At 68.9% G+C, this 20,127-nt stretch carries 19 protein-coding genes; 11 read left to right on the top strand and 8 right to left on the bottom strand.

Features of this window, described 5'->3' with window-relative positions; genetic code table 11:
• Positions 1–4 precede the first annotated feature (4 nt).
• The 3 genes from D514_RS20565 to D514_RS20555 all read left to right on the top strand — a co-directional run bounded on the left by D514_RS20565 (position 5) and on the right by D514_RS20555 (position 5,478).
• On the top strand, positions 5–2,806 hold the full coding sequence (locus D514_RS20565; protein WP_017828147.1) for an efflux RND transporter permease subunit: 2,802 nt from the start codon (positions 5–7) through the stop codon (positions 2,804–2,806).
• Positions 2,803–4,767 carry a YhgE/Pip domain-containing protein gene (locus D514_RS20560; protein ID WP_017828146.1) on the top strand — a complete coding sequence of 655 codons (1,965 nt, stop codon included), beginning with the start codon at positions 2,803–2,805 and terminating at the stop codon, positions 4,765–4,767. The genes D514_RS20565 and D514_RS20560 overlap by 4 nt, the downstream gene beginning before the upstream one ends.
• 120 nt (positions 4,768–4,887) lie before the next feature.
• Positions 4,888–5,478, top strand: coding sequence for a 2'-5' RNA ligase family protein (locus D514_RS20555; protein WP_144052904.1), 591 nt, complete (start codon positions 4,888–4,890; stop codon positions 5,476–5,478).
• 55 nt (positions 5,479–5,533) lie between these two features.
• Here D514_RS20555 and ccsB read toward each other — a convergent pair whose 3' ends face one another.
• From ccsB to D514_RS20530, 5 genes are all read right to left on the bottom strand, one after another.
• Entirely contained in the window at positions 5,534–6,508 is a 975-nt protein-coding gene (gene ccsB, locus D514_RS20550; RefSeq protein WP_017828144.1) for a c-type cytochrome biogenesis protein CcsB, read from the bottom strand.
• 4 nt (positions 6,509–6,512) lie between these two features.
• The gene (locus D514_RS20545) at positions 6,513–8,297 is read right to left on the bottom strand and encodes a cytochrome c biogenesis protein ResB (RefSeq protein WP_081603838.1); all 1,785 of its coding nucleotides are present in this window, start codon (positions 8,295–8,297) and stop codon (positions 6,513–6,515) included.
• A gap of 82 nt (positions 8,298–8,379) precedes the next feature.
• A complete protein-coding gene (locus tag D514_RS20540) occupies positions 8,380–9,165 on the bottom strand; it encodes a cytochrome c biogenesis CcdA family protein (protein ID WP_017828142.1) in 786 nt (261 codons plus the stop codon).
• A 16-nt stretch (positions 9,166–9,181) separates the two neighbouring features.
• Positions 9,182–9,838, bottom strand: coding sequence for a TlpA disulfide reductase family protein (locus D514_RS20535; protein ID WP_017828141.1), 657 nt, complete (start codon positions 9,836–9,838; stop codon positions 9,182–9,184).
• Between the two features lie 62 nt (positions 9,839–9,900).
• Complete coding sequence (locus D514_RS20530) at positions 9,901–10,305, bottom strand: MerR family transcriptional regulator (RefSeq protein WP_031205340.1); 405 nt, start codon at positions 10,303–10,305, stop codon at positions 9,901–9,903.
• A gap of 6 nt (positions 10,306–10,311) precedes the next feature.
• Here D514_RS20530 and D514_RS20525 point away from each other — a divergent pair, with 6 nt between their 5' ends.
• Entirely contained in the window at positions 10,312–11,268 is a 957-nt protein-coding gene (locus D514_RS20525) for an NAD(P)/FAD-dependent oxidoreductase (RefSeq protein ID WP_236610890.1), read from the top strand.
• A gap of 24 nt (positions 11,269–11,292) precedes the next feature.
• On the opposite strand, the gene D514_RS20520 is transcribed toward D514_RS20525, so the two are convergent.
• A complete protein-coding gene (locus D514_RS20520) occupies positions 11,293–11,922 on the bottom strand; it encodes a histidine phosphatase family protein (protein ID WP_017828138.1) in 630 nt (209 codons plus the stop codon).
• Position 11,923: 1 nt separating this feature from the next.
• A complete protein-coding gene (locus tag D514_RS20515; protein ID WP_017828137.1) occupies positions 11,924–12,298 on the bottom strand; it encodes a DUF5684 domain-containing protein in 375 nt (124 codons plus the stop codon).
• A 143-nt stretch (positions 12,299–12,441) separates the two neighbouring features.
• Between D514_RS20515 and aspS the strand changes: the two genes are divergently transcribed.
• Positions 12,442–14,223 (top strand): aspartate--tRNA ligase, encoded by a 1,782-nt coding sequence (aspS, locus tag D514_RS20510; RefSeq protein ID WP_017828136.1) that lies wholly within the window; start codon positions 12,442–12,444, stop codon positions 14,221–14,223.
• A gap of 76 nt (positions 14,224–14,299) precedes the next feature.
• On the opposite strand, the gene D514_RS20505 is transcribed toward aspS, so the two are convergent.
• Entirely contained in the window at positions 14,300–15,082 is a 783-nt protein-coding gene (locus D514_RS20505) for a TSUP family transporter (RefSeq protein WP_031205338.1), read from the bottom strand.
• A 111-nt stretch (positions 15,083–15,193) separates the two neighbouring features.
• Here D514_RS20505 and D514_RS20500 point away from each other — a divergent pair, with 111 nt between their 5' ends.
• The 6 genes from D514_RS20500 (at position 15,194) to D514_RS20475 (ending at position 20,065) form a co-directional block, all read left to right on the top strand.
• A complete protein-coding gene (locus D514_RS20500) occupies positions 15,194–15,709 on the top strand; it encodes a GNAT family N-acetyltransferase (RefSeq protein WP_017828134.1) in 516 nt (171 codons plus the stop codon).
• Positions 15,710–15,844: 135 nt separating this feature from the next.
• On the top strand, positions 15,845–16,984 hold the full coding sequence (locus tag D514_RS20495; RefSeq protein WP_017828133.1) for an ABC transporter substrate-binding protein: 1,140 nt from the start codon (positions 15,845–15,847) through the stop codon (positions 16,982–16,984).
• On the top strand, positions 16,981–17,919 hold the full coding sequence (locus tag D514_RS20490; RefSeq protein ID WP_186004799.1) for an ABC transporter permease subunit: 939 nt from the start codon (positions 16,981–16,983) through the stop codon (positions 17,917–17,919). Before D514_RS20495 ends, D514_RS20490 begins: the two co-directional genes overlap by 4 nt.
• Positions 17,907–18,710 carry an ABC transporter permease gene (locus D514_RS20485; RefSeq protein WP_017828131.1) on the top strand — a complete coding sequence of 268 codons (804 nt, stop codon included), beginning with the start codon at positions 17,907–17,909 and terminating at the stop codon, positions 18,708–18,710. Before D514_RS20490 ends, D514_RS20485 begins: the two co-directional genes overlap by 13 nt.
• Entirely contained in the window at positions 18,707–19,798 is a 1,092-nt protein-coding gene (locus D514_RS20480) for an ABC transporter ATP-binding protein (protein ID WP_017828130.1), read from the top strand. The genes D514_RS20485 and D514_RS20480 overlap by 4 nt, the downstream gene beginning before the upstream one ends.
• 87 nt (positions 19,799–19,885) lie before the next feature.
• Positions 19,886–20,065, top strand: a complete 180-nt coding sequence (locus tag D514_RS20475) for a YegP family protein (RefSeq protein ID WP_017828129.1) — start codon at positions 19,886–19,888, stop codon at positions 20,063–20,065.
• Positions 20,066–20,127 lie beyond the last annotated feature (62 nt).

Genomic DNA, 20,127 nt, shown 5'->3' with positions numbered 1-20,127 from the left:
TCGCGTGTCCACACTCCTGTCCTCGCTCGGACGCTGGTCCTTCCGGCATCCGTGGCGAGTCCTCGTATCCTGGCTGCTCGCGCTCGGCATCGCCGGCGCCGGGGCACTCGTGCTGGGAGCGGGAACAGACAACACGTTCTCCATCCCCGGAACCGAATCGCAGGCCGGTCTCGAGCAGCTCTCCCGTTCGTTCCCGCAGGTGAGCGGCACGAATGCGCAGTTCATCGTGGTCGCCGCCGACGGCGACAAGATCACGGATGACGACTACCGCGAGCACATCGAGGATGCCGTCGACGAGCTGGGCGACCTCGACGGCGTGCTCGCTGCCACCTCGCCCTACGACGAGATGGTCAAGGGCATGATCAACGAGGACGACACGGCGGCCATCGTGCGCGTGCAGTTCGACGGCGAGGCCACCGACGTCTCGGACACGACGAAGGATGCGCTGCGCTCGGCAGTGAGCGACCTCGACTCCGTGCTTCCTTCGGGCTCGCAGACCTCGCTCGGCGGCGACCTCTTCGCGATCTCGATCCCCGGCGTCACCCTCACCGAGGCGGTCGGGCTCCTGATCGCGCTCCTCGTGCTCATCGTCACGTTCCGTTCCTTCGTGGTGGCCGGGCTCCCCCTGCTCACCGCGATCCTCGGCGTAGGCATCTCGATGGCCGGCATCTTCACCGCGACCGCCTTCGCCACCGTCTCCTCGACCACCCCGCTGCTGGCGCTCATGCTGGGACTCGCGGTCGGCATCGACTATGCGCTGTTCATCATGGCGCGACATCAGGACCAGGTGCGCGAGGGCGTGGATCCGGAGGAATCGGCATCCCGTGCCGTCGGCACCGCCGGATCGGCCGTCGTCTTCGCCGGCGTCACCGTGCTCATCGCGCTGATCGGCCTCGGCTTCGCCGGCATCCCGTTCCTCACCACCATGGGTATCGCGGCCTCCGCCGCCGTCGCCGTCGCCGTCGCGATCGCCGTCACCCTGACCCCCGCTCTGCTCGGATTCATGAAGGGCAAGGTCGTCGGTCGCCCGAAGAAGGTCAAGGCGTCGAAGGCGAAGAAGAGCGCGGCATCCGATGCGTCGGAGGAGCCGAAGCCCGTCGCGGCCCCGGCGAAGGGCAGCGCCCGCTGGGTCGGGGGCGTCATGAAGCACCCGGTGCTGGTGTCGCTCGCCGTCGTCCTCGGACTCGGGATCGTGGCCGTGCCCGCACTGAGCCTCGACCTCGCGCTGCCGAATGCCGGTGTGCTCCCGAAGGACTCCGAAGCCCGGCAGAACTACGACCTCGTCGGCGAGCAGTTCGGACCCGGGTTCAACGGTCCGCTGATCCTCACCGGCACGATCGTCACCTCCACCGACCCGCTCACCCTGATGGAAGACCTCGGCGACGCGGTCGCGAAGGTCCCCGGTGTCAAGGAGGTCGCGCTCGCGACGCCGAACGAGACCGCCGACACCGGCATCGTGCAGATCATCCCCGAGACCGCACCCGACGATCCGGCGACGGCCGACCTCGTGCGTGAGCTGCGCAGCCACCACGACGAGTGGCTCGACGAATTCGGCATCGACCTCAAGGTCACCGGCTTCACCGCCGTCGGGATCGACATCTCCGACCAGCTCGGCAACGCGCTGCTGCCGTTCGGCATCTTCGTGATCGGCCTCTCGCTGATCCTGCTGACCATCGTGTTCCGCTCGTTGTGGGTGCCGATCACGGCTGCCGCCGGATACCTGCTCTCGATCGTCGCCGCCTTCGGCGTGGTCGGGGCGGTGTTCGAATGGGGATGGTTCGCCGACCTGCTGCACGTCGCCAAGGTCGGGCCGATCATCAGCTTCATGCCGATCATCCTGATGGGCGTGCTGTTCGGTCTCGCCATGGACTACCAGGTCTTCCTCGTCTCCCGCATGCGCGAGGACTTCGTGCACGACAAGGATGCGACGAGCCCGAACCGTGCCACCCGGCGGGCCGCCGCGCTCCGGGCCGTGCGCAGCGGTTTCACCGGCTCGGCGAAGGTCGTGACGGCAGCCGGGCTCATCATGTTCGCGGTGTTCGTCGCGTTCGTCCCCGAGGGCGACTCGTCGCTCAAGCCGATCGCGCTCGGCCTCGCCGCCGGCATCGCCTTCGACGCCTTCCTGGTGCGGATGACGCTGATCCCCGCGCTCATGGCGATCCTGGGCGAACGTGCCTGGGAGCTCCCGCGCTGGCTGGAGAAGATCCTCCCCCGCGTCGACGTCGAGGGCGAGGCCGTCGAACGCGAACGACACCTGGCCCCGTGGCCGGGTGATGGATCGATCGTCGCCGCCGACGACCTCGAGATCAGCGCCGATGCGCCGCTCATCGAGGGTCTCTCGATGAGGATCCCCGAGGGCGGTGCCGTGATCGCGACCGGTGGCGACCTGCGCACCCGCCGGGCTCTGGCCCTGACGATCGCGGGACGCCTGACCCCCGCGGACGGCAAGCTCAGAGTCGCGGGGCATCTGCTCCCCGGACGCGCAGCCTGGGTACGCTCTCACATCGGCTGCGTGCTGGTCGACGATGCGGATGCCGCGCTCGGCGACCTCGCCGAAGCCCTGCGCGGAAGGTCGCAGATCGTCGTGATCGACGGGATCGACCGCCTCAGCGGCGGACAGCGCGACCAGGCGACGGCGATGCTGCGCGATGCCGCGGCCTCCCGCACGCTCGCGGTGTTCGCCACTGCCTCCGACGCCGATTCGGCACGGACCACCCTCGCCGAGGCCGGATGGCCCGACGCACAGACTCTCGACACGCGTGCTCCTCGCCGGAGCACCGCAGAATCCCCCGAGGTGACCGCATGACCCTCCCCATCGAGCGCGCGCGCTCCCGCAAGCCCATCACGTGGCTGACCATCCTCGGTGTGCTGCTGCTGCCGGCGGCGGTCGGCGGCATCCTGGTCGCGGCCCTGCAGAACCCGACGGAGCGCCTCGACTCCATGACCGCGGCCATCGTCAATCTCGACGAGCCCGTGACCATCGACGGGCAGATGACTCCGCTCGGACGCCAGCTCGCCGCGGGTCTCGTGGAGGGGTCGGACGATCTGGATTCGAACCTCACCTGGGTGATATCGAACAAGGACGACGCGGCAGACGGACTCGCCGACGGCTCCTACCAGGCCGTCATCACGATTCCCGAAGAATTCTCCGCAGCGGCCACGTCGGCCGGCACCGCGATCTCCGACGGCGGAGGCAAGGCCGAGCAGGCCACCATCACGGTGACCACGCCGAAGGACGGACTCGTCGCCGACGACCTCATCACGGGTCAGCTCGCCGATGTCGCCGCGTCGACCATGGGCACGATGCTCTCCGAGGCGACGACCGAGAACATCCTGGTCGGCTTCACCACGATCGGCGACCAGATCGGCGATGCAGCAGACGGCGCGCTCAAGCTCGCGAACGGGGCGCGGGATGCCGCCACCGGAGCCGCCGCGATCCCCGACGGCGCTGCGAAGCTGGCATCCGGAGCAGGTGAGCTCGGGACGGGTGCATCGTCGCTCGCCTCGGGACTCGACACGATCGCGGGCAAGACGCGTGAGGCGGCCGCCGGTGCCGCGCAGATCGGATCCGGGCTTACCGCCGGGGGTGCCGCGCTCGGAGAGAACGTCGGCGGGTTGAAGGATGCCATGGGCGCGGTTCAGACCGGTACCGCCTCCGCGCAGGACGCCGCTACCCAGTCGAAGGCTCTCGCGGGAAGCCTCGGCACGCTCGCTGCATCCTGCGATCCCGCCGTCTCCGGCCCGGAGTTCTGCAAGAGCGTCGCCGATGCCTTTACGGCTTCGCAGACTCTGGCGACCTCCGCCGGAACGGCCTCCGGATACCTCACGGGCGCCGCCCCCGGAGTCGCCGCGATCCCTGGAACGCTCGACACCCTGGTGTCCAGCATGACGCAGGCCGGCGCCGGCGCCACCCAGCTGTCCTCCGGCCTCACTCAGCTCGCGGACCAGGGCATCGGCGCATCCGCCACCGGCGCCCGTGGCCTCGCCTCCGGTGCGACCCAGCTCTCCAGCGGAGCGACCGCTCTCGCCGATGGTGCCACCGAGCTCACGACCGGTCTCGACACCCTGGCGACCGGTACGGGCGACCTCGCCGGTGGGCTGCGCACGGCATCCGATTCGCTCCCCTCGTTCACCGACACCGAGTCGAAGTCTCTCGCCTCGGTGATCGCCGACCCGGTGTCGTCGAACTCGTCGATGAACACGATCTTCGGCCCGACCGCGATCCCGCTGCTCGCTGCGGTGGTGCTCTGGTTCGGCGGACTCGCGACCTTCGTGGTGATGCGCGCCCACACGGCACGCACGCTCACCTCTCGCCGGTCGTCGGCGACGCTCACGCTGCGGGCGTTCGCTCCCGCGGCTCTGATCGGCGCGGGTCAGGGACTGCTGGTCTCACTGATCGTGCAGGTCGTGGCCAGCTACGATGCGGGTACCTGGTGGGCCTTCGCAGGGACCGCCGTGCTCGCCGGTGTCGTGTTCGCCGCCGTGAACCAGGCGCTCGTCGCCCTGTTCGGCGGGATCGGACGCTGGATCTCGGCCCTGGTCGGAGTGCTCGCGGTCGCGACGGGTCTGATCTCGACGGTGCCCGGCTGGCTCGCCGGTATCGGGGCCGCCCTCCCGACGGCTCCGGCCTTCGCGGGGTTGATCACCGCCAGCGGCTCGGCGGTCGCCGCTCTGGTCGTCTGGGGTGTGCTGTCTCTCGTGGCCACGACCCTCGCCGTGACGCTGCGGCGCACGACCTCGGCCAAGGCGGTCCTCGCCACGGCCTGACTCCTCGTCCCGCAGCGAAGACCATCCACACCGGCCCGGCGCGTCGAAGTATGACGCACCGGGCCGTTCGTGTGTCAGCCTCCGGTTTCGCATCCTCACGACGCGTCCTAGGCTCCTGACATGCGCCGGCCGTTCATGGACACCCCCGACCAACTCGCGAGCCTGGAGGGACAGCAGTACCTCGTGCTCCGGCCCACCGCGGCGGTCGGCACGGTCTATCGCGATGTCCAGGATGCCGCCGTCTCCCGCCTCGGCGTCCCGGCACGGCGCCCGCACACCGGGCACGTCACACTGCGAGGGTTCTACGAGCCCGAGCGACGCGAGGCACTCACCGAGCTGATCCGCTCATGGGCAGAGCAGCAGGCCCCGATCGAGGTCGCCGCCGAAGCCGTCGACGAGTTCCCCGTGCCCTGGCAGATCCTGATCGTGCGCCTCGCCCGCAGCCCCTCGCTCGTCTCGGCGTATTCGTCGCTGACCGCCGCACTGGATGCCACGGACTTCCGTCGTATCGGTGAGCTGCCGCTGGAGGACTGGACGTTCCACCTGTCGGTGCTCTACGGCAAGACTCTCGCTGGGGCCGAGTGGTCGCGCTTCGCGAAAGCCGAGGTCCGCCCGCTCTCACCCGCGCCCTCCGAGGTCATCGCGGAAGCCGAGCTGGTCTGGTACCAGGGCGGTATCGAGCACGCCGAGGTCATCCCGCTGCGGGGCTGACCCCGGTAGGCCCTCTCTGCGACGCTGACGGCGCCGCGGTTCGGCTCAGCTCAGCTCAGCTCAGGCCGGAGTAGGCGTGCAGGCCCTTGAAGAAGACGTTCACGATCGTGAAGTTGAAGATCACGGCCGAGAAGCCGACGATCGCCAGCCACGCCGAGGGGTTCCCGCGCCAGCCGCGCGTCGCGCGGGCGTGGATGTATCCGGCGTAGATGACCCAGATCACGAAGGTCCAGGTCTCCTTCACGTCGAAGCCCCAGAAGCGGCTCCAGGCGTAGTAGGCCCAGATGGACCCGGCGATGAGCGTGAAGGTCCAGAGGATGAAGCCGATGATCGTGAACATGTACGCCAGGCTCTCCAGGCGCACCGCGTTCGGGAAGGTGCGGAGGAAGCCGGGACCGGTCTTCGTGGCATTCTCGCCGAGGAGTCGCTCGCGGCGCGACTGCATGAGCTGGATCACCGAGAGTGCGAACGCGAGAGCGAAGAACGCGGTCGCGAGCGAGGCCACGAACACGTGGATGACGAGCCACACGCTCTTGAGCGGGTCCATCAGCGGCGAGACGTCGACGTAGAAGTTGGTCGCCCCGAGGCCGAGCAGCACCACGACGAGGCCCGTGATGAACGTGCCGAGGAACCGCAGGTCGATGCGGGTGAGCACGACGAGGTACACCGCGATGATGAGCAGCGTGCCCATCATGGCGAACTCGTACAGGTTGGCCCACGGGACTCGCCCGGCCGCGATGCCACGGGTGATCGCAGCGGCGAGGTGGAAGAGGAACCCGAGCACGGTCAGCGAGGTGCCGATCCGGGCCATCACGAACCGCTGCGGGGCGGAACCGGCACCGGACGTGCCTGAGGATGCGGCGACGCCCCCGCCACCTGCTCCGACGAGCACCGACTCGCGGACGTTCTGCGCATCGGCTGTCGCCTGCGAGCGCCGTGCGAGATCGAAGGCGTAGGCAACGAAGGCCGCCGCGTAGATCGCGATCGCCGTCCAGAGCAGGACAGGCGAGATCACGTTGAGCTCGAGCATGGTGTCAGTCTACTTTCCGGGTGTCGGTTGCCGGGGCTTCCGGCTCGGCGGACTCATCCGCGGTGTCATCGATCGTGGGGCGCGCCGTGGTGCCTCCGGCCGCGTCGAGCAGTCGGGCGTGCCCGGCGACGAGGTCTTCCACGGCTGCGGCGAGGGTCGGGTCCTCGCCTCGGGCGAGCGCAGCGTACTCGAGGGCGATCTCGCCGTCGTGCGCTGTGGCCTTGACCCACACACGGCGACGCGGCACAAACAGCGCGATCATGAGACCGCCGAGGGCGAGCAGCGCGAAGCCGAGCACCCACACGCCGGACTCGTCGCGGTGGATCTGGAGCGACGCGAAGCGCTTCACCGACTGGGAGGCGTCCGCGGCGCCGGCCGGAGACTCGTCCTCGAAGGTCACCGAGCCGAGGCCGTTCGGCAGCTGTGCGGTCTGCCCCGGTGCCAGCTCGATCGACTCGACGTCGGTGGTGCGGCCCGTGAGCTTGGTCATCCCCGTGGTGTCGAGCACGTAGACGGAACGCGGCACCCCCTCGTTGATCCCGAGGTCTCCGGTGTACACGTCGAGAGTGAGCGTCGGGTTGGTGAGGTCGCCGTAGGCGGAGAAGAACGCACCGCTCTCGAGCACGCCCGTGGTCGGGTAGAAGAACCCGACGAGTCCGACCTGCTCCGCAAGCCCGTCCGGCACCTTGAGCACACCGAGCGAGGTCATGTTGTTGTCCTGAGGAAGGAACGGCGTGCTGTTGGTGAACACCACGTTGCCCTCGGGGTCACGCACGGTCACGGTCGGCGCGTAGCCGTTGCCGAGGAGGAACACGTCGTCGTCGGCGACACCGAGGGGCTCGTTGACCTTGACGGAGCCGGTGCGCTCCTCGCCGTTCTCCTGCACCGTGACGTTGGCGGAGAAGTCTCCTGCCTGTCCGGAGCCGGGCTCACCGAACGGCTGATACGTCACATCGAACGAGTCGAGGCGCATCGAGTACGGAGCGAACGCATCGTCACCCACGAAGCGACCGCGGTTCATCGAGTCGTAGTCGAGGAGCGTGTTGGCGAACGTCTCGCCCTCGACGAGTACGCGCTGACCGGTGTAGGAGAACCCGCCGCCGATACCGACGGTGACCAGCACCCCCACGAGCGCGAGGTGGAAGAGCAGATTGCCGGTCTCGCGCCAGTAGCCGCGCTCCGCGGAGACCGAGAACGTGCGGCCGCGGTCGTAGCGCTCCACACGGTAGCCGAGAGCCTTGAGCTGTTTCGTGGCGACGTCGATCGATGCGGCGGCCTCGGCTTCGGCATCGCCGGTCTTCGTGCCGGAGTCTGCCGCAGGGTCCCGAGTGACCGCGCGGTAGTCCTCGAGCCGCTGCAGTCGCGCGGGGGTGCGCGGCGGGCGCGCACGCAGCGCCTTGGCGTGGTGCTTGATGCGCGGGATCACGCAACCGACGAGCGAGGCGAACAGCAGCAGGTAGATCGCCGAGAACCACGGCGACAGGTACACGTCGAACAGCTTCAGCCCGTCGAGCACCGGGAAGAGGTCGGGGTTGTCGCGCTCCCACTGCGTGACGCCGTTCGGGTCGGCCATCCGCTGCGGGAAGATCGAGCCGGGGATCGCGGCGATCGCGAGCACGAGCAGCAGGATGAGCGCCGTGCGCATCGAGGTCAGCTGACGCCAGCCCCAGCGCAGCCAGCCGACGAACCCGAGCCGCGGCTGGGTGATCGAGTCGTCGCCGTCGACGTGGTCCGACGGACGGAGCGGATCGCTGGAGTCGCTGTTCGCGGCACCCTTGTTCTTGGTCATGGCCTTCTCAGTGCGGGTGTTCTTCTCGGGACGGGTGGGCTTGTCGGAGCGGGAATCGGGTCGCGCGCCCGCCTCCGGGTCGTCAGAGCGGGAGGATGACACTGCCGATCACCGCCGTCAGTCTCGACATGATGTCGGTCCAGAGCCCGGTGACCATCAGCACGCCGAGGAGGAGAAGCATCACGCCACCGATGATGTTGACCACCCGGATGTGCCGACGGAGGAAACCGATCGCCTTCGTGGCCCAGCCGAAGCCGAGGGCGACGAGCAGGAAGGGGATGCCGAGGCCGAGAGAGTAGGCGAGACCGAGGAAGCCCGCCCGCACAGGATCACCGGCGTTGAACGACAGCGCGAGGATCGCCGCGAGCGTCGGGCCCATGCAGGGAGCCCATCCGATGCCGAGCGCGATACCGAGGAGCGGGGCTCCGACGACGCCGACCTTCGAGTCGACGTGGAAGCGGAACTCCTTCTGCGCGAAACCGAAGAGCCCGAGGAACACCAGCCCCATCGCGATGATCACGACCCCCAGGATGCGCGTGATCAGGTCGCCCCACTGCAGCAGGAAGACCCCGGCCGTTCCGCCGAGCACGGTGTAGAGGATGAAGACGATCGTGAACCCGAGGATGAACAGCAGCACGCCCCCGACGAGTCGCCCTCGCGTCGCGGTCTCGGTCGTCTGCGTCGTCGTCCCGCCTTCCGCACCGGCAGCAGCGGTCGACCGAGGCGCGACGGCACCGCCGAGGAAGCCGAGGTAGCCGGGAACGAGGGGGAGCACGCACGGGGAGAGGAAAGAGACGAGTCCCGCGAGCATCGCGACCGGGATCGCGATCCAGAGGGCCCCGGAGCCGATGATCGCTTCGGGGTTCACAAGGCTCCCCTGATGGTCACGAGTCCTCCGCCAGGGCGTCCTTGACGAGCGTGGAGAGGATCGACTTGCCGTCGATCGGGCCGATGATGCGGGCAGCGACCCGGCCCTGCTTGTCGAGCACGAGGGTCGTCGGCGTCGCAGTGATCGGCGTGGCCTCCGCCTTCGCGAAGGCGAGCTTGGCCTGGGCGGTGTCGACATCGATCAGGCTGGGGTAGGTGACGCCGTACTCGTTCGCGAAGGCCACAGCGGTGTCTGCCTGGTCGCGGGTGTTGATGCCGACGAACGCGACGTCCTCATCGCTGAAGTCCTGCCACAGCGCTTCCAGATCGGCGGCCTCGAGGCGGCACGGTGCACAGCCGGCGTACCAGAAGTTCACGACCGCGACCTGTCCGGCGATGTCGGCGCTGTCGAACTTCTCGCCCTCCTCGGTCACCCCGCTGAAGACGACGGGTTCGCCGCGCTCGGAGACCGGGATCTCGACGATGGCACCGTCGGCGGCGACATAACCGGTGTTCTCGCCGTTCAGGAACGATTCGCTTACCGGATCGGGAGCGCAGGCGCTCAGACCGATGGCGAGCACCGCAGCGAGCGCGGCACCGACCGCACGGCGCGAACGCCGGGTGCGGGAGGAGCGGCCGCTGCGGATCTGACGGACCGTCGAATCGCTTGGCACGACTCCGAGTTTACGCAGAGGATCCTATGCGCGAGCCGGAAACGGACGCCTCGCCGAGGGCCTCAGAAGCGCGCCAGAACGTCGTCCACGCCCGCACGGAACCGCGGGCAGGTGGCGATGTCGTGCGCCCGGCAGCCCATCGCGTGCTCGGTCATCTCGCGGGATCGGCGCATCTCCTCCATGCGCCGATCGATGTCGTCCAGGTGCTGCTGCAGCACCTGGTGGCGCCCGGCGCTGCCGTCGTCGAGCAGCACCCCGATCTGTTCGAGCGTCATCCCCGCGGCCTTGCTGCGCTGGATCACGGCGATGCGCACGACCTCGTCTTCGCCATAGCGCCGTCGCCCCGCGGAGTCTCGAGGCGGCCGGAGCAGACCCACCGATTCCCAGTGCCGCAGCACGTTCGTGGGCAGTTCGACGCGGGCGGCCACTTCGCCGACGGACCAGGGGTGCGCATGGCTTGACTTCATGTTGACATGAAGTCACAGACTGACCGGGAACGCAACAACGCCATCGGAAGGACCACCATGTACGACGCCATCGTGATCGGCGCAGGACCGGCAGGACTGCAGGCCGCTCTGACCCTCGGGCGGATGCACCGCTCCACGTTGCTCCTCGACTCGGGCGAGTACCGCAACGGCACCGTCCTGCACATGCACAACATGATCGGCGCGGACGGCACCGCCCCCGCCCAGCTCCGCGCGACCGCACGGGCAGAGCTCTCCGCCTACGACGACGTAGAGATCCGCGACGCCGCAGCGATGAGCGTCTCGGGCGACGAGGACGCGTTCGTCGTTGGCATCTCCGATGGCTCCGAGGTCGAGGGGCGCCGGGTCATCCTCGCCACGGGCGTCGCCGACGACCTTCCCGACGTCCCCGGCCTGCAGGACCTGTGGGGCACACTCGCGTTCAGCTGCCCGTTCTGCGACGGACACGAGCACGCGGGAAGACCGATCGCCATCCTCGGCGCCGCACCTCGGGCCGCGCACCTCATCGGGCTGCTGGGTCGGATCGTCGGGGACATCACCGTGTTCCCCGTCGGGGAGATGTTCGCCGACGAAGACATCCAGATGCTCGAGGCGAAGGGCGTGCGCGTGAGCACCAGCCCGGTCGCCTCCGTCGAGAAGGTCGACGGAGGAGTGCGCATCCGCACGGACGACGATGAGCGCGTGGCCGACGGCATCTTCGTCGCGGCGGGATCGATGCGCCAGCGGTCACCGTTGGTCGCGCAGCTCGACCTGCAGATGCACGAGTCCGGCTGCATCGAGATCGACGAGTTCGGACGCACCTCGATCCCCGGGGTCTTCGCGGCGGGCGATCTCGCCCACCGTGCGACCCTTCCCGGCCCGATGGCATCCGTGCTGCTGGCGGCCGCCGCCGGTCAGCTGGCCGCGGTCGGCATCATCCAGTCGCTCCTGGCCGCCGAGCACTGAGCGGGGCGCGTCGCGAGGACCGGCTCAGACCGCGCCGACGTCCACGGCGCCGCCCGTCGCAGCGGGCTCGGCGTACGCGACCTCGCGCCAGACGTCGCCGACGCGCTCGAACGAGGTGACGCTCGACAGGGCGCAGCGACGCGTGCGCGGGTCGTGCCGCAACGGCAGGCCCGCCACCCGGAGGTGGGTGATCCAGATCGGCGCCTGGTGCGAGACCATCACGAGGTCGCCGTCCGGTGCCGCATCCCACGCCTCGTCCATGATGCCGAGCATCCGCTCCGCGATGGAGGAATACGGCTCACCCCAGCTGGGAACGGACGGCTGGCGCAGGTGCCACCAGTTCAGCGGGTTCATCAGGGAACGGCGCATCTGCGTCCCCTCGAACACGTTGGTCGGCTCGATCAGGCGGATGTCGACCTCGGGCACGAGGTCGAGGCGCTCCGCGAACGGCTCGGCCGACTCCTGCGCACGCTCCAGCGGCGAGGAGTACAGCGCGCGCAGGGGACGCTCGAGCGAGGCCACGTGGTCGGCCGCCGCTGCGGCCATCCCCCGGCCCGCCGTGCTCAGGTGGTAGTCGGGAAGACGACCGTAGAGCACGCGGGCCGGATTGTGCACCTCGCCGTGTCGGACGAGGTGCAACCGGGACGCCGTCATGTCACGCCTTGCTGTAGCGCGAATCCCCGAAGCCGAGGATCAGGTACCCGATGTACGGGAAGAGGAAAAGCAGGAAGAACGAGAAGAGCCCGCCCTTGTTGAAGCGCTCACCGAGCTTGAACGCGACGATGATCGCGAGGATCAGGTTCGCGACCGGGATGAGGTACAGCAGTGCGAACCAGCCGGACATCCCGGCGATCTTCACCAGGAAGACGAGGTTCACGATCGGGATGATCGCGAGGATGCCGGGGTATCCGGCCTTCGTGAACACCTTCCACAACCCGATGGCGACGAGGATGTAGAAGACGAGCGCGATCAGGCCCGTAGTACCGGAGAAGATCGATGCGTAGAGATCGGCGATGCCGTTGTTGTCCACGGTGCATCCTTTCTGTGTAAGAGCTGTGTCGTGGCGATCCTACTGATATGCCGCCCCGGACGCCGCCGACGGGGCCGATGACCTCCCGACCGCCCCCGTAGAATGGGCGGGTTCCCCATTTCCCAGATCAGAAGGAATACTCCGTGCTTCGCACCCACTCGGCAGGCTCTCTGCGAGCCGAGCACATCGGTCAGACCGTCACCCTCTCGGGTTGGGTCGATCGCCGTCGTGACCACGGAGGAGTCGCTTTCATCGATCTGCGGGACGCCTCCGGCATCGCTCAGGTCGTCATCCGCGACGAGGAGATCGCGCACCCGCTGCGCAACGAGTTCGTGTTGAAGGTGACCGGCGAGGTGTCGCTGCGCCCCGAGGGCAACGCGAACCCGAACCTCCCCACCGGCGAGATCGAGCTCATCGCGACCGACGTCGAGGTGCTGAACGAGTCCGCTCCCCTCCCCTTCCAGGTCTCCACGGCGCTCGCCGACACCGAGACCGTGGGCGAGGAAGCCCGTCTCAAGTACCGCTACCTCGACCTGCGTCGTCCGGCCCCCGCATCCGCTCTGCGCCTGCGCTCGAACGTCTACAAGGCGATCCGCGACGTGCTGCACGCCGACGACTTCACCGAGGTCGAGACGCCCACCCTCACGCGCTCCACGCCCGAAGGCGCGCGCGACTTCCTGGTGCCGGCTCGCCTGAGCCCCGGCAGCTGGTACGCCCTGCCGCAGTCGCCGCAGCTGTTCAAGCAGCTGCTGATGGTCGGTGGCGTCGAGAAGTACTTCCAGATCGCCCGCTGCTACCGCGACGAGGACTTCCGCGCCGACCGTCAGCCCGAGTTCACGCAGCTCGACATCGAGATGAGCTTCGTCGACCAGGAAGACGTGATCACGCTCATGGAGTCGCTCATCGTGGCGATGTGGGCGACGATCGGTGTCGAGGTGGCCACGCCCCTGCCGCGCATGACCTACGCCGACGCCATGGCCAAGTACGGCTCCGACAAGCCCGACCTGCGCTTCGGACTCGAGCTCGTCGAGGCGACCGAGTACTTCAAGGACACCCCGTTCCGCGTCTTCCAGGCGGAGTACGTCGGCGCGGTGCGCATGCCCGGTGGCGCCTCGCAGCCCCGCAAGCAGCTCGACGCCTGGCAGGACTGGGCCAAGCAGCGCGGCGCCCGCGGCCTCGCCTACGTGTTGTTCAACGAGGACGGCACGCTCGGCGGCCCTGCCGCGAAGAACCTGTCCGAGGCCGAGCAGGCCGGACTCGCCGAACTCGTCGGTGCCGAGACCGGCGACTGCGTCTTCTTCGCCGCCGGTTCCACCAAGGAGAGCCGTGCGCTGCTCGGTGCCGCGCGCGTCGAGATCGGCCGCCGCCTCGGCTACCTGAACCCCGATGAATTCGCCTTCACGTGGGTCGTCGACGCTCCGATGTTCGAGCCGGCAGCCGACGCCGTAGCCTCCGGTGACGTCGCCGTCGGCGCGGGCGCCTGGACGGCCGTGCACCACGCCTTCACCGGCCCCAAGCCCGAGTTCCAGGACACGTTCGACACCGACCCCGGATCGGCCCTCGCCTACGCGTACGACATCGTGTGCAACGGCTCTGAGCTCGGTGGCGGCTCGATCCGCATCCACCGCGAAGACGTGCAGAAGCGCGTGTTCGAGGTCATGGGCATCAGCGACGAGCAGGCCGACGAGCAGTTCGGCTTCCTCCTCGACGCGTTCAAGTTCGGCGCCCCGCCCCACGGCGGGATCGCGCTCGGCATGGATCGCGTGCTGCAGCACCTGACCAAGACCGAGTCGATCCGCGAGGTCATCGCCTTCCCGAAGTCGGGCAACGGCTTCGACCCGCTCACCTCCGCTCCGGCGCCCATCACCGACGCGCAGCGCGCCGAGGCCGGCGTCGACTACGAGCCCGAAGACGACGAGGCCTGACGCCCACCACCACGCGGACTCACGCCCGGGTCGCACGCAGTCCTCGGACTCGTGCGACCCGGGCGTTCTCGGTCGTTCAGCCGAGTGACGCGAACGCGGGAAGGATGTTCTCGTTCCAGACGTCGACGCCGAGCTTGCCGATCAGGACGATCACGACCACGAGGAAGACGACCCGGATGAACGTAGTCCCGCGGGAGATCGCCATCCGCGACCCCAGGTAGCTGCCCGCGACGTTCGCGACGGCGAGGATGCCGCCGAGCAGCCACAGCACGGCACCGTGCGGGATGAACAGCATCAGTGCGCCCGCGTTCGTGGCGAGGTTGACGATCTTGGCCTTGGCGCTGGCCTGCAGGAAGTCGTAGCCGAGCAGTGCGACGAGGGTGATCACGAGGAAGGTACCCGTGCCCGGACCGATCATCCCGTCGTAGAAGCCGATGCCGAGTCCTGCCGCGCCCGCCATGATGTGGTGCTTGTGCCCGTGGAACCGCAGCTGGGTCGCCGCCCCCATCTGCGGCCGGAACGCGGTGAACAACGCCACCACGAGCAGGGCGATCACGATGATCGGCTTGAAGGCGGCCGGCGGCAGCACCGTCGCGACGGCCGCTCCCCCGAACGAGCCGATCAGTGCGACGATCGCCATCGGCACGGCGGTGCGGATGTCGGGTTTCGCGCGCCGATAGTAGGTGGCGCTGCTGGTCGCGGTGCCGAAGACCGAAGCGAGCTTGTTCGTCGCGAGAGCCTGCACCGGTGAGATGCCGGGGATCAGCAGCAGCGCGGGCAGCTGCAGCAGTCCTCCCCCGCCGACGACGGCGTCGATCCAGCCGGCGCAGAACGCAGCGACGACGACGAGCAGGACCATCCCCCATGTGAGCTGTTCCAGTCCGAGCACGGCGCCGATATCCACCTCGCCATGATTCCAGAGAGTGGACGCCGCTCCGGCATCCGCTCCGTGCGCTGGCAAACTGGAGCCATGCTCGACGCCCTCCCGCTGCCCCACTCTTTCGAATCGCGCATCGGGACGGCGCTCCTGCGGCGTGCCACGGTCGATGACACGGATGCCGTGATCGCCCTGCTCGCCGACGACCCGATCAGCGCGGCCCGCGGCGATGTGGCCTCCGAGGAGGACCGGCCGGCCTATCGACAGGGGCTCATCGAGATCCTGGCCGAACCGTCGAACGACCTGCTCGTCGTCGAGCTCGACGGCGCGATCGTCGGCACGCTGCAGCTCACCTCGATCCCCGGGATGGCACGTCGCGGCGCCCGACGGCTGCTGGTCGAGGCGGTCCGCGTGCAGAGCAGCCTGCGCTCGTCGGGCATCGGCTCCGCCGTGATGCGCTGGGTATCGGAAGCGGCGGCCCCTGCGGTCGGCGCGAGCATGGTGCAGCTCACCTCGGACGCCTCCCGCACCGACGCGCACCGTTTCTACGAGCGGCTGGGGTACGTCGGCTCGCACCGCGGCTTCAAGTACAGCGTCCCGCAGGGCTGAGACGCGGTGGCCCTGTTCGGCCACCGCCTCGCCACCATCCGTTCACCAGACCCGCGACCGGCGGCAACCTCCGCCTCATAGTGTCCTCTCGCAACCCGAAACCGGCTCACAGCGCCGGACACCGAGAGGACACTCATGGCTCGCTTCACCCGCCGCGCGCGCATCGGCGCCGGCATCGCCCTCGCCACCACGGCCGTACTGGCGCTGACCTCCTGCGCAGGCGCGACCGACGCGCCCGCCGCCGGCGGCTCCGACGTGGACGCCTCCGCCGCGACCTCGGTCGCCGACTTCGGCACGTTCGCCGATCTCGAGGCCGCGGCCAAGGCCGAGGGCTCGCTCAACGTCATCGCGCTGCCCCGCGACTGGGCCAACTACGGCGAGATCCTCGATCTGTTCGCCGAGAAGTACCCCGAGATCACGATCAACGAAGCCTCCCCCGACGTCTCGAGCGCCGAGGAGATCCAGGCCGCGAAGACGAACGAGGGCCTGGACACCGCGCCCGACGTGTTCGACATCGGCCTCACCGTCGCCCTGCAGAACACGGACGTCTTCGCTCCCTACAAGGTGCAGACCTGGGATGACATCCCCGCAGAGCTGAAGGAGCCCACCGGTCTCTTCGTCGGCGACTACGGCGGATACATGTCGATCGGCTACGACTCGTCGAAGTTCGACGCTCCCGCCGAGCTCTCCGACCTTCTCTCGGCCGACTACAAGGGCGCGGTCGCGATCAACGGCGACCCGACCCAGGCCGGAGCCGCGTTCGCGGCTGTGGGACTCGCCACCGTGCAGTCCGACGGCACCCTCGACGACTTCCAGCCGGGCATCGACTTCTTCTCCGAGCTGCAGAAGGCCGGCAACCTGCTCAAGGTCGACGTGACGACCGCGACCATCGCGAGCGGCGAGACCCCCGTCGTGTTCGACTGGGACTACCTGAACGCCTCGCACACGGCGGACAACAAGGACTGGAAGGTCGTCGTGTTCGACGGCACCGGTTACGCCGGGTACTACAACCAGGCCATCAACGCCGACGCCCCGCACCCTGCTGCCGCACGTCTGTGGCAGGAGTTCCTCTACAGCGACGAGGTGCAGAACCTCTGGCTGAAGGGCGGCGCCCGTCCGGTGCGCATGGAGGCCATGACCGACGCCGGCACGATCGACGCCGACCTCGCCGCCGCACTCCCCGAGGCTCCTGAGGAGACCGTGGTCCCGACCGAGGAGCAGTCGACGAACGCCGGCACACTGCTCGGCGAGAAGTGGGCTTCGGCGGTCCAGTGACCACCCTTTCCGCAACGGGGGCGGATGCTGCTGCATCCGCCCCCGCCACCTCCGCCGGGTCCTCGCCGCACGCGAGGACCCGGCGGTCCGCTCCGTCCTTCGCGTGGCTCGGGCTCGTCCCCTTCGCCGCCTACGTCGTGCTCTTCCTGGCGGTGCCGACGATCCTGTCGATCGGTTCGGGCTTCTTCACGAAGGACGGCTCCTTCACCTGGACGAACCTGTCGGCCCTCGCCGATCCCGTCGTGCTGAACACGTTCGCGAACTCGGCCGGACTCTCGCTGCTCACCGCCGTCGTCGGCGCGATCGTCGGCGCCCTCGTCTGCTACGCCCTGCTCGGCCTGGACCCCGAGAGCCGAACGCGCTCGGCAGTGGACGCCGCAGCCGGCGTACTCGCGCAGTTCGGCGGCGTCATGCTCGCCTTCGCCTTCATCGCGACCATCGGCATCCAAGGCGTCGTCACCGTGTTCCTGAAGGAGTCCTTCGGCGTCAACATCTTCGAGAACGGCACGTGGCTCTACGAGCTGCCCGGCCTCGTCCTCCCGTACTTCTACTTCCAGATACCACTGATGGTCATCACCTTCATGCCCGCCCTCGCCGCGCTCAAGCCGCAGTGGGCCGAGGCGAACCTCACCCTCGGCGGCACCCGTGCGAGCTTCTGGCTGCGCATCGGCATCCCCGTGCTCGCGCCCTCGTTCCTCGCCAGCCTGCTCCTGCTGTTCGCAAACGCGTTCTCCTCGTACGCCACTGCCGCCGCCCTCGCCAGCCAGGGTGCGCAGATCGTGCCGCTGCAGATCCGCACGGCCCTCACGAGCGAGACCGTGCTCGGACGGGAGAACCTCGCCGGTGCTCTCGCGCTCGGGATGATCGTGATCGTCGGGATCGTGATGGCCCTGTACTCCCTCGTGCAGCGACGAGCGGCGAGGTGGCAGTCGTGAACCGGCTCGGCCCCTCTCTCGCGACCCGCTGGGTCATCGGCATCCTGGTCGGTGCGTTCTTCGCCGTTCCCCTGGTATCGACGTTCCTCTTCACCCTCCGCGACCCCGAAGGCGGGTTGTCGTTCGCCCGCTGGATCGCGTTGTTCGACCCCGCGGCCGCGGCGACGCTCAAGCCGATCTGGACGGGTCTGGGCAACTCCCTGGTGCTCGCCGTCGTCACCGTCGCGATCGTGCTGCTGCTGCTCGCGCCGACGATGATCCTGGTGAACCTGCGCTTCCCGCACCTCAAGCCCGCATTCGAATTCGCGGTGCTGCTGCCCATCTCGATCCCGGCGATCGTGCTCGTGGTCGGGCTGGCCCCGATCTACCTGCAGATCGGCCGTGCGTTCGGCACCGGCACCTGGACGCTCGCGTTCGCCTACGGGATCACCGTGCTGCCGTTCGCGTTCCGGTCGATCCAGGCATCGATCGACGCCGCCGACCTGCGCACCCTCTCCGAGGCCGCACGATCGCTCGGCGCGAGCTGGCCGACGGTCGTGCTGAAGGTGCTCGCGCCGAACCTCCGCCAGGGGCTGCTCGCCGCCTCCCTCATCTCCATCGCCGTGGTGCTCGGAGAGTTCACGATCGCCTCCCTCCTGAACCGCCAGGTGTTCCAGACCGCCATGGTCGTGGTGAACAAACAGGATCCGTACGCGCCGGCCATCTTCACCCTGCTCGCGCTGGTGTTCGTGTTCCTCCTGCTCCTCCTGATCGGCCGCGTCGCCCGCGGCAACGGAAAGGCCCGCTCATGACCGTCGACCACGCGCTGCCGCGCACCAAGGACAACCTGCTGCTCGCCCAGGCGGGCGAGGGCACTCGCGTCGAGCTGCAGGGGATCGTCAAGAGCTACGCCGGCAACCGGGTGCTGCACGGAGTCGATCTCGACATCGCTCCCGGTGAGTTCGTCTCCCTCCTCGGCCCCTCCGGCTGCGGCAAGACGACTCTGCTGCGGGTGCTCGCAGGCCTCGAGGGCGCCGACGAGGGCGCCGTGCTCCTGGGCGGTGGCGACGTCTCGCGAGTGCCCACGAACAAGCGCGACATCGGGATGGTCTTCCAGTCCTACTCACTGTTCCCGCACCTGCGGGTCGCTGAGAACACGGCCTTCGGCCTGCGCCGGCGCGGGATCGGCAAAGCCGAGGCGGCGCGCCGCGCCGTCGATGCTCTCGCTCTGGTCAGCCTCGCCGACTTCGCCGACCGGTTCCCGCACCAGCTCTCGGGCGGACAGCAACAGCGCGTCGCGCTCGCACGTGCGCTGGTGACCGAGCCCAAGGTGCTGCTGCTCGACGAGCCGCTCTCCGCGCTCGACGCGAAGGTGCGGGTCCAGGTGCGCGACGAGATCCGCCGCATCCAGCTGCGACTCGGCATCACGACCGTCTTCGTCACCCACGACCAGGAGGAGGCGCTGGCCGTCTCCGACCGGATCGCCGTGATGAACGCCGGCCGCGTCGAGCAGATCGGATCGCCGGAGGAGCTCTACACGATGCCCTCCACAGCCGGCGTCGCCGCCTTCGTCGGGCTGTCCAGCGTCGTGTCGGGGGTCGCCGAGGGCGATCACGTCATGGTGTGGGGGCAGCGGCTTCCCCTGCAGTCTCCGGCCGACGGCCCGGTCGATGTGTACCTGCGACCGGAGAACGTCTACTTCGCTTCCGAGGAGGATGCCGCGGCCGACGCCCTGGTCGAGGAGAGCACCTTCCTCGGGAGCATGCGTCGCACGCTCGTGCGCACCGAGTCCGGTGAGCTGGTGCGCGTGCAGCATGCCCCGGGCACCCACCCGGCGTTCGGTGATCGGGTGCGCATCGCGATCGCCCCCGAGCCGGTCGCGGTTCATCCCCGCGGCTGACCCCCGCTCTTCCCCGGACCCTCGCCGAGCGCTAGCGTGAGGCCCGAGGGGCGGGGTTCCCTCCATCCGAGAGAGAAAGGACGCCTCATGGCAGGCACGTTCGAGCTGTACACCGACAAGTCCGGCGAGTACCGGTTCCGCCTGAAGGCCGGCAACGGCGAGGTCATCGCGATCAGCGAGGGCTACTCGTCGAAGTCCGCCGCACTGAACGGGATCGACTCCGTCCGCCGGAACGCCGCAGACGCCGAGGTCGTCGAAGCCGACTGACCTCACCGGTAGCCACGCTTCACGCCGAGACCCCCTGTCGCAGATGTCTGCAACAGGGGGTC

The sequence above is a fragment of the Microbacterium sp. UCD-TDU genome (genome assembly GCF_000340625.1).
Lineage (GTDB): Bacteria > Actinomycetota > Actinomycetes > Actinomycetales > Microbacteriaceae > Microbacterium > Microbacterium maritypicum.
The sequence above is the reverse complement of the archived record's forward strand: the minus strand, read 5'-3'. Positions and strand labels throughout refer to the sequence as shown.

Bases quoted from the DNA above. Each gene is read 5' to 3' on its own strand.
- D514_RS20560 (WP_017828146.1), top strand. From the start codon at position 2,803: ATGACCCTCCCCATCGAGCGCGCGCGCTCCCGCAAGCCCATCACGTGG.
- D514_RS20555 (WP_144052904.1), top strand. From the start codon at position 4,888: ATGCGCCGGCCGTTCATGGACACCCCCGACCAACTCGCGAGCCTGGAG.
- ccsB (WP_017828144.1), bottom strand. From the start codon at position 6,508: ATGCTCGAGCTCAACGTGATCTCGCCTGTCCTGCTCTGGACGGCGATC.
- D514_RS20545 (WP_081603838.1), bottom strand. From the start codon at position 8,297: ATGACCAAGAACAAGGGTGCCGCGAACAGCGACTCCAGCGATCCGCTC.
- D514_RS20530 (WP_031205340.1), bottom strand. From the start codon at position 10,305: ATGAAGTCAAGCCATGCGCACCCCTGGTCCGTCGGCGAAGTGGCCGCC.
- D514_RS20525 (WP_236610890.1), top strand. From the start codon at position 10,312: ATGAAGTCACAGACTGACCGGGAACGCAACAACGCCATCGGAAGGACC.
- D514_RS20520 (WP_017828138.1), bottom strand. From the start codon at position 11,922: ATGACGGCGTCCCGGTTGCACCTCGTCCGACACGGCGAGGTGCACAAT.
- D514_RS20505 (WP_031205338.1), bottom strand. From the start codon at position 15,082: ATGGTCCTGCTCGTCGTCGTCGCTGCGTTCTGCGCCGGCTGGATCGAC.
- D514_RS20500 (WP_017828134.1), top strand. From the start codon at position 15,194: ATGCTCGACGCCCTCCCGCTGCCCCACTCTTTCGAATCGCGCATCGGG.
- D514_RS20495 (WP_017828133.1), top strand. From the start codon at position 15,845: ATGGCTCGCTTCACCCGCCGCGCGCGCATCGGCGCCGGCATCGCCCTC.
- D514_RS20480 (WP_017828130.1), top strand. From the start codon at position 18,707: ATGACCGTCGACCACGCGCTGCCGCGCACCAAGGACAACCTGCTGCTC.
- D514_RS20475 (WP_017828129.1), top strand. From the start codon at position 19,886: ATGGCAGGCACGTTCGAGCTGTACACCGACAAGTCCGGCGAGTACCGG.